This is a genomic window from Ktedonobacter robiniae, assembly GCF_016587375.1.
GTDB lineage: Bacteria > Chloroflexota > Ktedonobacteria > Ktedonobacterales > Ktedonobacteraceae > Ktedonobacter > Ktedonobacter robiniae.
In genome coordinates this window covers 974612-987736 of sequence record NZ_BNJG01000003.1, presented here as the reverse complement: position 1 = coordinate 987736, position 13125 = coordinate 974612, and the positions used below count along the sequence as shown (strand labels likewise).

The 13125-nt window shown below is 53.2% G+C and carries 11 protein-coding genes and 1 pseudogene; 3 read left to right on the top strand and 9 right to left on the bottom strand.

Translation table 11 applies throughout. The annotated features are described in order from the left end of the window. Positions 1–92 precede the first annotated feature (92 nt). The 5 genes and pseudogenes from JMJ04_RS49190 to JMJ04_RS36925 form a co-directional block, all read right to left on the bottom strand. A pseudogene (locus JMJ04_RS49190) lies at positions 93–287 on the bottom strand (glycoside hydrolase family 2 protein); the annotation flags it as partial. An 11-nt stretch (positions 288–298) separates the two neighbouring features. Then, positions 299–2611 carry a glycoside hydrolase family 2 protein gene (locus JMJ04_RS36940; RefSeq protein WP_201375361.1) on the bottom strand — a complete coding sequence of 771 codons (2313 nt, stop codon included), beginning with the start codon at positions 2609–2611 and terminating at the stop codon, positions 299–301. Positions 2612–2629: 18 nt separating this feature from the next. After that, the gene (locus JMJ04_RS36935) at positions 2630–3604 is read right to left on the bottom strand and encodes a DUF1839 family protein (RefSeq protein ID WP_201375360.1); all 975 of its coding nucleotides are present in this window, start codon (positions 3602–3604) and stop codon (positions 2630–2632) included. Then, on the bottom strand, positions 3601–4518 hold the full coding sequence (locus JMJ04_RS36930) for an amino acid--[acyl-carrier-protein] ligase (protein ID WP_201375359.1): 918 nt from the start codon (positions 4516–4518) through the stop codon (positions 3601–3603). The genes JMJ04_RS36935 and JMJ04_RS36930 overlap by 4 nt, the downstream gene beginning before the upstream one ends. A gap of 17 nt (positions 4519–4535) precedes the next feature. Then, the gene (locus JMJ04_RS36925) at positions 4536–5735 is read right to left on the bottom strand and encodes an acyl-CoA dehydrogenase family protein (protein ID WP_201375358.1); all 1200 of its coding nucleotides are present in this window, start codon (positions 5733–5735) and stop codon (positions 4536–4538) included. Positions 5736–6178: 443 nt separating this feature from the next. Here JMJ04_RS36925 and JMJ04_RS36920 point away from each other — a divergent pair, with 443 nt between their 5' ends. Together JMJ04_RS36920 and JMJ04_RS36915 are read left to right on the top strand one after the other, a co-directional pair. Then, complete coding sequence (locus JMJ04_RS36920; RefSeq protein WP_201375357.1) at positions 6179–6580, top strand: holo-ACP synthase; 402 nt, start codon at positions 6179–6181, stop codon at positions 6578–6580. Between the two features lie 73 nt (positions 6581–6653). Next, positions 6654–6914, top strand: a complete 261-nt coding sequence (locus tag JMJ04_RS36915; protein ID WP_201375356.1) for an acyl carrier protein — start codon at positions 6654–6656, stop codon at positions 6912–6914. Positions 6915–6990: 76 nt separating this feature from the next. On the opposite strand, the gene JMJ04_RS36910 is transcribed toward JMJ04_RS36915, so the two are convergent. After that, positions 6991–8919, bottom strand: coding sequence for a S9 family peptidase (locus JMJ04_RS36910; RefSeq protein WP_201375355.1), 1929 nt, complete (start codon positions 8917–8919; stop codon positions 6991–6993). A 187-nt stretch (positions 8920–9106) separates the two neighbouring features. Here JMJ04_RS36910 and JMJ04_RS36905 point away from each other — a divergent pair, with 187 nt between their 5' ends. Beyond that, positions 9107–9574: a DUF1254 domain-containing protein gene (locus JMJ04_RS36905; protein WP_307811806.1), complete on the top strand. Its 468-nt coding sequence runs from the start codon at positions 9107–9109 to the stop codon at positions 9572–9574. 485 nt (positions 9575–10059) lie between these two features. On the opposite strand, the gene JMJ04_RS36900 is transcribed toward JMJ04_RS36905, so the two are convergent. From JMJ04_RS36900 to JMJ04_RS36890, 3 genes are all read right to left on the bottom strand, one after another. Further along, complete coding sequence (locus JMJ04_RS36900; protein WP_201375353.1) at positions 10060–10719, bottom strand: pentapeptide repeat-containing protein; 660 nt, start codon at positions 10717–10719, stop codon at positions 10060–10062. 409 nt (positions 10720–11128) lie between these two features. Then, complete coding sequence (locus tag JMJ04_RS36895; protein WP_201375352.1) at positions 11129–12190, bottom strand: fatty acid desaturase family protein; 1062 nt, start codon at positions 12188–12190, stop codon at positions 11129–11131. Between the two features lie 128 nt (positions 12191–12318). Beyond that, positions 12319–13116, bottom strand: a complete 798-nt coding sequence (locus tag JMJ04_RS36890) for a hypothetical protein (protein WP_201375351.1) — start codon at positions 13114–13116, stop codon at positions 12319–12321. Positions 13117–13125 lie beyond the last annotated feature (9 nt).

The following is a 13125-nucleotide window of genomic DNA, read 5'->3' as shown; positions in this document are numbered from 1 at the left end:
TAAAGATTAACGGCGGAACTAAAGTAAAATGTGTTTTAATTGCCTCCTTTTCTATCCACTGAGAAAAAAAGAGCATTTGATTATATTGCCCTTTAAATATTTATATCATTCAGACTATTAAGTGCCGAGAGTGATCCCCATAGGGATGACTTTTTTCCCACTGGTACCAGCCGGACTATTTTCTCGCTCCCGGGACGCATGTGGAAGTAGTTGTCTTCTGGTAGGTACTGGTTCGCTCGTATCGCGACTGCCTGGGCGAATTGTTCGGCCTTTATGTGCAGTTCGTAAGAGCCATCTTCTAGGGGTGGGCGTGGGCTTGTAGGCCAACAGAGTGCTCGCGGGTGTTGGGCAGGCCCTGGGGGAAGTAGAAGGCTTCTCCAAGCACCTGGCCTGTCTCCTGGGCGCTTAGGGTAGCAACCACGAGGTCCTGTCCCGGTGGACCAAAGCGGAAGGCGTAGGTCAGATCCAGGAAATGCCCAAAGAGCTTTTCAGTGTGCAGTTCTTGCGCACCGCGCGCGGGCAGTAGGATTTCAGCGTTTGCTGTCTCCAGTAGCGTGCCTGGCAGGCGATAGCGTGTGAGCTGTACCACGGAGGGGATGTTGTGCTCTGTGTCGTTGACAAGATGTAGACTCAGCCCACTCAATCCCTCGTCCGTGAAGAAACAGGTAGTGGGAGCCAGCACGCGACGCAAGTAGTAGTAGGGCGCCTTGGGATAGCCCGTGGAGTCTATGACGCCCCAGCCTGCTCCTGGCCAGAGGTCGCGATAGAACCAGATCAGCCCCCCCTGACAGGAGGAGCGCTGGCGCCTCCATTCAGCAAAGACGGAGGCCATGACTTCGCCCGTGGTGACGCGCCCCAGCGCTAGGTAGCGCTGCATGTCCGCGTAGCGCAGTTTCATAGGCTCAACGCGGAAGAGCTTCTCCAGATAGTAGTCGCGGATATCGTCGAAGTCCCAGCCGGGGCCGTTGTCGCGTGGCACACGTGCCTTCCACCTGGGATGATGGACGGGCGACTGATTGGGTTTCAAGAACAGGTCAAGCGTCTGATCTTCAGGGATATTGGCGAAGGAGAGGCACTCGGTGACAAAGCGTACTCCACTCTGGCGCGCATCCTCCAGCGGTCGCAGATAGGCCCCTACGCCTTGATAGTTTGAGGTCCCCGCATTGACCTGAAACGGGAGTGCGCCCCCATTTGGCGTCGATGACAAGTAGGGGACGTCTGTGTAGCTCTGGCAGAGTTCTGGCAGGAGCTGGTCGAAGAAGGTGTTACTCCAGCGCTCCTCGGGCAGACCTAGCATCGCGACCTGTTGCGCGATCTCGCTATTGCCACACAAGAGTGCGAGTGATGCATGCCGTTGCAGGCGTTGTAGCACCTGCTCACACTCAGTCCGCACGTTGGCGAGGAAATTCTCCTGCGTGACTGGATACTCCATATTGGCGAACATAAAATCCTGCCAGACCAGGATGCCCAGCTCGTCGCAGAGGGTATAGAAGGCCTCATCCTCATAGACCATCGTGCCACCGACGCGGATCATGTTCATGCCAGCATTTTTAGCGCTCAGAAGTGCCTCGCGGTACTCCTGTGGGGAGGCTGTGAGGGTCACAATGTTGAGAGGCGTCCAGCAGGCGCCGCGACAAAAGATGGCTTCTCCATTGACGCGGAGGCTGAAGTCTTCTTGTTCAGTGCAGAGCTCAAGTGTGCGGAAGGCCAGCAAACCACAATCTATCTCCGCCACGGTATCTGGATAATAAAGCTGAATGGTGGCGGGATAGCGTGGTTGCTGCCCATGGGTATGTGGCCACCATAGCGCGACATCATTGAGCCGGGCCTCGCCGGTAAGGGCAAAGGTGACTGACGTATCGGTTTGCACCTGTAAGGCAACAGTGGTCTCGCCAACACGTAGCGTGGCATGGTTTGGCACGCCTCCATCCAGGCTCCTGGCCTGGAGATCCAGGCTCACGACACCCGTATTCTCTTGTACCTTCGGGTGGATGTGCAGGTGTTCTATGGCGAGGGTCGAGCGCTCCACCAGGGAGATTGGTTGCCAGGGACCAACCGCCTGGATGGGAGGCGACCAGCCAGGAATTTTGCCTAGCAGCGTCGTGCGAAACCAGCGCAGTTGCTGTTGCTCAACCAGGTTGGTGCGCCAGCGTGGACGTGGGCGTTTTTGCGCCAGCAGAGCCGCGAGGGCGTGAAAATGGAGATAGAGTTCGTTTCGCTCAGTGAGGAGCGGCGTCACGTCCACCTCATAGGCTCGGAACATGTTCTCGGCATGGAGTATGAGCTTGCCATTCAGCCAGACATCTGCGACCGTCGCCAGACCTTCGAACGCGAGAGTGTAGCGTTTTCCCTCCATGCTGGCGGGTGCCGCGAAGGTGCAGTGATACCACCAGTCATGCTCGTCGGCGTTTGGAGGTGCGTTGAAGTCCCAGGGCTGATGGCGTTGTAGCGTCTGCATGACCGTGCCAGGTGCAGAGGCCGCAAGCCAGCGCGCGGTTTCTGATGCTAGCTGCTCCGGGTTTTGATAGCTGCCCGGAGCAACTGAGATGAGTTCCCAGCCATTGTGCAGCGAGATCTGCCGATGCGTAGACGCCTGATAAGTGGGATGCATAGCCTTGTCTCTTTCTTCCTATGCCAGGTTGGCGAGAATATGCTGCATGGCTTGATCCCAGTGCATCGCCATCTCCTCAAAGTAGGGGAGATGGTCCAGGGGTTTCTTGTTTCTGACCACGCGCGCGGCCCGCAGCAGGAAGACCTGGGTGCCGCTGGAGATAGCCTCCAGATGAGCCGCGGCCTCTTTGAAATGGGCGCCCTGGTAGTCTGCCAGCCATTGAAGGAAGAGACTGGCATAGGCATAACAGGCGCCATACTGTCGCAGGGTCGCAAAGGCATATTGGTGATAGGCTTGCAGGTCAGGGAGCATCGCCAGGTGCGCCTGGAAGTGCTGGCTATAGGTAGTGAAGGGATTGGCTGATGGGATGCGTCGACTATAGCCGCGTAATAGTTCAAGCGCTAACGTAGACAATTCTTGATCCGCGTGGCGCTGTAAACGATCAAATTTGGCGAACTCGACGTAGGGAGGGAGAATTGCCGTTCTGCCCACCTGTGGATCTGGATGGAAGATGCCATCGAAATCCTCGCCTTGCAGGCTATAATAGCCGCTGTTGTGGAAGTAATGGAGTTCACGTGCCTCGGGATCAATCGACTGGATACCAATCGTGGTCTTCTCATGCATGCGATGATAATTTGTATCGCTCACATCTGGCAGATAGAAGGCATCGACCTCCACAAGCGTTAGGCGATCCCGACCCGTCTGCTCACAGATCTGCGGCAAAAGCGCGTTCCAGATATTCAATTCCTGGACATCGATGCCGTAGAGCAAGAAGAGATCATGAATGGGAAACTTGAAAAATGTCCACTGATCTCCCTCAAAATCGATGGAGAGCGTAAAGGCGAAGCAGGCCAGGGGATTGACATGCAGGGTATGCAAAATTTCAATCCATAGATCTACATAACAGTTGGACTGTGGCCAGTGATTGGTGCTGCTATGGAGCCAGTGCGGTGTATAGCTCTCAACATCGATACTCGTTACAAGATGTTTCATACGGCCAACCTTTTTCGCACTTCAACGGGCCATTCAGCGGTATCCAGCCCATGCTTGCGGAAGAGGGCCAGGGCGATGCGTTCCAGGCCAAAGCCGATGCACGAGGTATGCGCGATCTCGCCGCTAGCGGTATAAATGCCAAACTTGCTCGCGAAGTGGTCCTGGTGATAATTGCAGGAGGAGATGGCGGTCAGATGCTCGCTTGAATTGATGGGTGAGAGCAACTCAAATTTTAGCTGTTGCTCCTGCTGGCTGGCTGCGAGCAGGCGTCCGCCGGGACCGAAGAAGGGATCATTGGCGGGTGCGACTACTGGCTCCAGGCCCAGTGAACGCAGGAACGCGTCGCCTCGTTTAATCCATGCGCCATGCCACTGCTCAACCGTGTGGGCGTCCGCGATGCGAATGAACTCGTGCTGGCGGAAGGACTGCATGCGGGCGGGATCGGGCGAAGGCTCGTGGCGGAAGCAGAAGCAGCAGACATCAACCAAGCGTCCATCTTCTGGAAGCGTGCCTGTGAGGGTAGGATAGACGGGATAGCAGGCGGCTGGGATCAAGACATCCTGCGTTGAGGGGAGGGATTGGCTCCAGTCCTGGCCCTCTTCCATCGCGTTCAGCAACTGTTGATGGTCGCGATGCTTGCCAGTGAAGGAGTGAACCGAACCCAGCAACTGAGGGAAAGACTTCATATAGCCTGTCTGTTCAACGGTTGCTCGGTTCATGACGGGTGGGAAGCGCATAATATCCGCGCCCATCTCGCGCCCGATATCGGTTAGTAGCTCGTCAATACGGCAAATGACATTCTCCATTACGCCGCTTTTGCCATAGATACCCTGTACCCCGGAAGGAATCAGTAGACCATGGGCAATTAACTGGTCAAGAAATGTGCTTTCGTGGGCTGAAAACTCTTGCGCCATCTTCTTCTTTCAACCTTCTATTCTTCTTCTTTATGAACGAGTAGTAACGCGGCATTGGTGGTATTGAGGCGATCATTGCTGATCATAAGGCTGGCGGAGTAGGCATCGCGCAAGTGGCGCCCGATGCTAAAGGGAGAATCTTCTTTATAGCCAGCCATGCCGCAAATGTAGAGAGCCTGCTGCGCCACCTGTATCACAAGTTGTGAGGCAAGAGTTTTGACGTTATTCTGCCGAATGCTATAGCCTATGTCGGAGGCTTTTTCTGCCGAATGCTCGGGATCGCGCAGGATGTCTTCGTATTCCTGCACCGCGGTGGCGAGCGTTGCGCGCATCAATTGCAGGTTGCTATTGGCCTCGACTAGTCGGCCATCACCTGGAAGGGAGGTAGTCCTGAGTTGGCGAGCCTTGGCTTGCATAAACTTACGTGCGCGCGAAAAGGCATCAATGGCGATGCCTTGCCAGCAGGCGGCCCACAGCAGGTGCGAGAAGGGGACCATCGTTAGGGGAGCGACATCCGCGAAAGAGGTGCTCAAAACTTGTTCCGCAGGGAAGGTAGAGGTGATGTTAAAGCCCGGGCTACAGGTGCCACGCATGCCAAAGGTGTTCCAGGTTCCAGTCTGCTCTAGCTGAGTTGTAGGACGGGTGAGCAGCACAAATACCTGGTCGCCGGGAGCCGCTTCAGGTGAGCGGCGGGCCGTTACCAGGTAACCATCCGCATATGAGCCATAGGAAACTGTGGTGGCTTTTTTGAAGAGGCGGCAGCCTTCTCCATCTTGCTCGACCGCGGCAACACTGCTGCGAATATCCCCGCCCACGCCTACCTCAGAGGTGGCTGATGCCAGGAGGAGCTGACGTTCGGCGATCTCGCGTAGATACTGCTGAAAGAAGGGGGAGTTTTGTTCATGGTGGACCAGGCAGGCTACTTGGATCTGATGCATGGCCCAGATCATCGCCGTTGAGGCACAGTATTGCGAGAGGGTTTGGGCGATTGCAATCAAGTCGCTAAAACTACATTCGTCACCGCCATATTGGCGAGGAATATAGAGCGAGAGGAGACGTGCCTGGCGTAGCGCGTCTATAGCTTCGTGAGGAAAACGCGCCTCGCTGTCCACACTGGCCGCTGCCGGTTGAGCGATTGTTTTGCCGATATGGCGTACTTTTTGGATCAGGTCATCTCGATTTGAAATAACCTCGGCAACAGAATGAATAGTTTCCATTAAAGAGATAAGTCTCCTTTGCTGTGCTTAGGAAGCATAAAGATATAGGTATTGTAGTTTGAGTAAACGCGAAGAGCAGAATAAAATGGGATGTATAGATCTAGAATAGGAATTTTTATTTATCAATATGTGACCCCTCAAGGGACCCTGTAGCTGTGCATTGTTTCTGAGACTCATGGATACCAATACCGTAAGACATATGTCGTACTTTATCTATCACACTATAATATAGCCCATCTGTTTCGTCAACAGAGAAAAATCGCCAGCAAGGGCTTCAGAGGCTGCACTGTACCACTATAGCAAGGCAATGTCCTTTTACCATTTGGTCCCACCCGGTATATTCGATCTCTAGAAAAGAGAAAAGATTGACATGTACAATTGAAGACTTTTATAATGGGCAATATTCAAAGAAGTCGTCATAGCGATCGAAAAATAGCAAATATATGCAAGCATCACCATATCGGGTGGGTATAGATCTCGTACCTGTAAAAGATATCCAAGAATCTATTGAACGCTTTGGCAAAGTCTACCTGAACCGTCTGTTTACTGAGGAAGAACAGGCCTATTGTTGCAGCCATACCAGTTCTCAAGCGGTTGCTCAGAGCTTCGCTGTGCGCTTTGCGGCGAAGGAGGCAACAGTGAAGATCCTGCGTCCTGAACCTTTTTGGGGCGATTGGCGTGAGATCGAAGTCAGGCGAGCTTCAGATGGAGCCTGCGATATTGTTCTTCATCGTACAGCTGCTGAACTGGCCGAGCAACGGGGAATTCATGCTCTTTCTCTCAGCATGAGCCATGAAATAGAGTATGCTACAGCTATCGTGATTGCTGACCTTGTATCCAGCTAAACGTTGGATGTTCCTGTGTGTATATCGTTTTTATCTTTCTTTACTTCTCTCATAGAAGGGACTTAGCACAAAAATGAATGAACGTATTCGAACTATCTTACGTGAGAATGCACGTTTACCAATCAATGTAGACACGCTGAGCGACGATGCCAATCTCTATGATGCCGGGCTCTCTTCTCATGCAAGCGTGAATGTCATGCTTGCCCTGGAAGATGAATTTGAAGTAGAGTTTCCCGCTCGCTTTCTCAATCGTGCCTCTTTCTCTAGCATCGCTAATATTCAGCATGCACTCAGTGAACTGGTCGGCGATTCCAGCTTAATTGGTAACGATTAGTATATCAAGAATAGGGCGTTGGCATCCACCAGCGCTCTATTCTCATATTCTTTACCTCTGACTTTGTCTCCCTTGTCTATACATAGCGCTTCAGCCAGCGTAGTAGGCGTTCATAGTAGTCTTTGATATGCTTGCGCTCGCTTAGTCCATGGCCTTCTCGGGGATAAATAACGCATTCGACAGGCACGCCGCGCTCGCGTAGGGCTCGGTAGAAGGCGTAGGCCTGAGCCACGGGAACGGCTGGATCGGCGTCGCCATGCAGGATGAGCGAGGGCGCCTCGATGCGCCCGGCGAAGGCCAGGGGCGAGTTTCGCAGGTAGGCCTCGGGATTCTCCAGGGGATTTTGCATAAGCAGGCGCGTGTCGGCATCGGGAATATTTGAGCCAGCATGCATACCAATCCAATCAATGATAGCTGCGCCGATAAGGGCTGCCTTGAAGCGCTTTGGCTCCTGTGTAATCGCCCAGCCGCTCAGGAAGCCACCATTGCTCCAACCTCCAATGGCGACACGTTCGCCATTCACCAGCTTTTGCTCTACGAGATAGTCGATTCCATGTAGGATATCCTGAAAGTCTTTGCCACCCATATCGCCCAGGACGGCATCTGCGAAGGCAACCCCATGTCCCCAGCTACCGCGCATGTTGGGTTGCAGGACCGCGAAGCCTGCCGCCGCCAGGAATTGCACGAAGGGTGACCAGCTATGCTGGCGCGCCCAGGATGGGCCGCCATGTACCTCAACATAGAGAGGGGGCAAGCTATCTCCGCTCTGGTACAGAGGCGGGGTATAGATGGCATCAATTAGCCAGCCATCAACGCTGAGATAGCGGATCTCCTGGCTGGGTGCCAGAGCCAGCGTCTCTTCCTGGAGCTTATTGACATGGGTCAGGCGTCTCCAGGCCAACTGGGCTGTCTCCTGAGCAATGTCCGCTAGCCAGACTTCATCGGGCTGAGTCGAAGAGGAGCGTACAGCGACCAGATGTTTGAGATCGGCGCTCACGCCTGGAAAGCCGATGCTGAGATTAAGGATACAATCCTGGTTCTCGCGCTCTAGCAGGGTAATGGCGCCATCCTGCTCATTGATCAGTCCAAGCTGGGCGTTGGCTCCATACCAGCCTGCATAGAGCAATTGCTTGCCCCCGGGGAGCCAGCGGCACCAGCCTGGGCTACAATCGATGCCCGGCGTGAGGTTGTGTGCCTCGCCTCCCGCGACATTGATGACAAAGATATCTCCCCCGCCGCGACAGGGATCGCTCCATTCGCCCGAGATATACGCCAGACGTGTACTATCAGGCGACCAGGCAAGGCCACTGGCCTGGCGCGTCAGTTCGGTTAGCTGCCGCACCGCGCCCCCCTGCGTGGAGACGATGCCTATCTGTCCTCGGTACCAATCGGTATCATCTGGGCCAGTAGAATAATAAATAGCCACGTGCTTACCATCAGGCGACCAGGCATACTCCCAGACCGTAATATTCTCCTGAGTAAGAGGACGAGGAGTGTCGCCGTGGCGATGAACGGCCCAGAGACGCTGATGTGAGGCGGGCGCCAGGACCAGTGGATCCTTTTCAGACTCCTGACCAGTACGCGCAAGAAATCCAATATGTGAGCCATCAGGCGACCAGATTGGCTCCTCCAATCCTCGTGGCATGCTACAGATACGCCGGGCTTCGCTTTTCCCATCAAGGGTGCGCACGAAGAGCTGTGGGAGCTCTGGCTCGCCATCAAGGGCCACGAAGGCCAGTTCTTTGCCATCAGGCGACCAGCTGGCTCCCCACTCGCTCTTGCTGTTTCCACCAAAGGGGGCTGGTTCACCGCCCTGCGTATCAACCCGCCAGATGCGCCCGCTCCTTTTCTGTTGCTCTCCTTCAAATGACCAGAGCGTATAGGCTACCTGGCGCCCATCAGGTGAGCTCGCTGGTGTTGCGGGAAAGTAGGTGGCAAAGAGGGTCTCACTCTGGACGGGTATGCGCGGAATAAAACTTTCATGTTTGTTGGTATCCCTGACCACGAAGGACCTCTTTTCTAGAAAATAAAAATGATATTTATCAATATACTTTGCCACTATATCATACTTTACGGCCTGGGGTGCTGTTGGCCCGCGAATACCTGTGCTATGAAACTTTCTTTTTATTAAACCCAAATGCAATTGACTTGCCACATTGACGGATCAGCCGCAGGAGCGGCCTTAAACCACTATCAAAAGAGCGATAGTTCAGCATGGGCTCGGCGGCGACCCAATCCCCGTCAATACGCTTTACGCAGTGCCCAATCTCGCTTCGCCCTCGGCGTCAAACTCCAGCTTATTAGCAACAGGGACCCACGACGTGCTCTACATCGGCGGCTGGCTCGACCTCTCCAAAGGGCCGCAAGTTTTGCACGTGCCAGACATGGCGGGCCGTTACTACAGCGTGCAGTTCACTGAGATCCGTCGGATGGCACTGATTTTGCCTACGTCGGCAAACGCACCACGGGAACCGAGGCTGGCGAATTACCTCATTAGCGTGCCGGGCTGGAAAGGAACCGTGTCGCAGGGAATGACACAGATTTCTTCGCCGAACAATTCGGTGCTCGTTATGGGTCGTGTATTTGTCGAGAGCGACAGTGATCTCCCGACCGCCTACGGGCTTGCGAAGCAGATACAGCTAACACCACTCAGTCACTGATAACCCGATGTTTTTCAGGATTTACGTTACATTGGAGAGCTGAGGCAGAGATGGAGTGAAATAAAAAAGTTACAGAGACAACCGAGTCTTGCAAGAGTATCAATGTTCTAAGTGTGGTGCTCTTTATCATTTATCAAAATCCTTCTCTATCTTCTCTGTTTGATCTTTCACGTTCTTCGTAAAACGCGTTAAAAAATCAGTTATAGCCTCATGTAAATCCCAGGATTCTGCGGGAGAAATTGGTAGAGCTATCTGGGTGGGCAAGCAGTCTGAAAACACGGACTTTCAGCAGGGAACGGCCCGCAGAATTATACCAATTTTTCCCGCAGAATCCCGGGATTTACACCTCTCTGTCGTGAGGTCTATACGCTTACCTTCATCAAGAGGAGGGAATCCTTCTGACACAACTTCTCTGTTTCCAACGGTATCAGACTCTACAGAGTATCGCGATAGAATCGCCTCTTTCCAGTCTCTGCCAAAGTGAGTCAACACCAAACACCGGAATTTTGAGGGGTTTTCTGTCGATATGCCTCAGAGTCGTTCTGAATGATGGCGTGTCTTGATCTGCTTTTTTCTGCTTTCAGCGAGGTTTTGAGGCCTCTTTTTCCACGCTCACCGTCTGGTAAGGGTGCCTGCTCAGGGAGTGGTTTGCGAAAGATAGCTCTGTCGAGGTTTGCGTCTCGTAGGTCCACTTTGTCAAGGTTGGCCTCACGAAGGTCGACTCCAGCCATATTCGCTTTGTGAAAACTCGCTTTGCCGAGGATGGCTCCAGAGAAATCCACGCCGCGCAGATCCGTATTGTTGAGGTCAGCGCTCATCAGGTTTGCGTTATGGAAGAGAGCACCGCGTGCGTCTACCCCATACATACGTGTCTTCATGAGATTCGCGTTGCTGAGATCGGCTCCTCTGAGATCAGCATGGCGCAGGTCCGCTCCGTGGAGGTCCGCCCCTCGTAAGTTTGCTTCACGTAGATCGGCTTCAGTCAGATCGACTTCGTGGAGATCGAATCCCGTGAGATCTGCTTTGTAGAGATCAACGCCATGAAGCTCTGGCTCGAATGCCTGTATTTCAGCATAATCGTGTCGCCATGCATTCCAAAGTGTTTTGCCTTCCGCGAGACGCTCAAGAGGGGATTGATTGACCATATACTTCACCTGCGGTTCTACTTATTGCATCGATTACATATTTCTGAGGCTGACATAGGGAAAGAAGAAATGCACTAGAGAGAACGAGACCATCTCAAACGGCAGATGTTGCTGATGAAAGGAGAGGTTATGAGATCCAGTTGTTGTAGAGATTTGGTTGGAGGGGAGTCCATGCGAAGTTGTATGAACTCCTTTAAGTATATCCTATTTCTGAGCAAGGAGCCGACCAGCCATCGCGACACCAGTTCAACGGATGGGCCTGCGTGCTACGGTGAGGGTGACCGCTCGCTCGACGAGATTGTCGCCGATGCGTCCAGTGGCTCAGGCGGCGATGAAGCGTCTGGGGCGATCTTGGACGAGGTATCCCCAGCGTTCACCGGCATCAGCTTCGTCCTGGCTTCCTTTGCTCTTAAACCGTTATCCGTCGCAGCGGAGCACCAATTTGATGTAAATGGCTCAAGATCTCTGTCAAGGATTGCCAGACACTTGTCTCATGATAGGCAATGGCATATGCCTGACAAAATTCCTTGACAATAGGTTGGGCTGCCTTCAACTGGTTACGAGCCATACTTGGGAATAAATGATGCTCAATCTGATAATTTAAGCCCCCATAGCAAAAATCGGTCACGGGATGGGCATGGATATTGCGAGCTGTCAGCACCTGCCGGTGCAGGAAATCCATGACACTCTCTTTCTCAAGCACTGGCATCCCTTTATGATTGGGCGCGAAAATCGCTCCGAGATAAAGCCCGGTGAGAGCCTGATGCATCACCACAAAAAGAAAGGCCGGCCAGAACGGGAGCAGTATGAACGCGCAGGCCAGGTACACCACAACGTGTGCAAGCATCAGAACCCATTCGAGCGCATAATACCTCGCCTTCTTGTGCAATAGGAAGGTAAAACTATTATACTGAAGTCCTAGAGCGACCGTCAGCAATGCGGGAAGGAAGAGCCATGCCTGATATTTCACGAGTAGTTGCCTGACCCTCCCTATCTTAGCAAGGTCGGCTGTGCCAGTAAAATCGAGGAGAGGGATCGCAAGGTCGGGATCGGTGTCTACTTGATTGGGATGGCTATGGTGTGCATTATGCTTCTCAAGCCACCACCCATAACTCATGCCAATCAGCAAATTTCCCCCGATGAGGCTCACGAGGTCATGTTGCCAGGCGTGATGAAACATCTGCCGATGTCCAGCTTCATGGCTCAGTAAGCCAATCTGCGTCCAGACAAAGGCCAGATAGGTGGCATTGAGTAGTTGAAGCCACCAGACGTGGACAAAGAGGAGGAAGAGCACACCAAGTCCAAGCATAGCGCAGAGCAGTGCAATCCGGTAGATGTAGTACGTTGGCTGCTTCTCCAGCAACCCTCGTTGCTTCAATACGTGTTTTAATTCAGCATACGTTCCCTGTGGTGTCTCCTGGGAGGAAGACACCAGTGGTGACATATGCGAGGGAGAGAGTGTCTGGTGCATGGGAATTGTCCTCGATTCTCGGATGGAATGCTTCCTGCGTTCCAGGGCATAGGGGACACCAATAGAGAGCGTAGCATTGCCGCTAGCATGTCGTGCTCTTTGGGAAGAGCTGTTCATTCTGCGGAAACTCATCCCTTCTGGACATTGTATCCCTGCTCATTCATTCGAGGCCCGAAAAATTCGATGTGGTAGATGCCACTTGGACATTTGACCTCATGATAGTAGCAGAATTGGGGGAAGATGCTGTGGAGATCACTCCGGTCATGCGCCTCCTGCGATGCCAGGAGAGCAAAGCCCTGTATTGCCCTGGCCCTGTCTGAATACTCATGGACTTGCCCATCAGCAGCAATCACGGTGTAATAGGTCGTATAAGGAAACTGCATACAAGGGCGAAGGAAGAGCATATTACGGTGCGTGCTGCCATTGAGAAGCGTGGCAACGTCCGAAGAGAACCAGGCTCTCCAGGAAGCATTGGCAGCATGGCCTCGTTTGGGGTCGAGAGAGCAGACGGCATATTCAACCCCAGAGACGACCTCCGGCATTACTTTGGCGTTTCCATAAATGAGAGTGTACACGTTTCTATTTGGCCTCCATGTCTCAGAGGTTGCTTTCAAATGCTCCCACCGATGCTCGCCATAGAGTAGAACAGGGCATCCTTCTTGGTAGCTGGTACCTGCTTCTTCTGGTGAGATTTCCATCCAGGTGGAGATGGGGATGGAAACGTTGGTACACTTCTTGGCAGACAACTGCTCTGGTAGCTTTGATTTCCAGGACTGCGACGAAAGAGGAATATCGACATCAGTGAGCTGCTTCATGGCCCATGTGAAGTCAGGAACAGAAAGCTCCCGACCATCGCGCAATTGGGCGTGATATGTCCTTTCAAGAAGCCATTGTTCGCTCTGCTGTTCAGAAAATGGGGTAGTCATTATCATCAT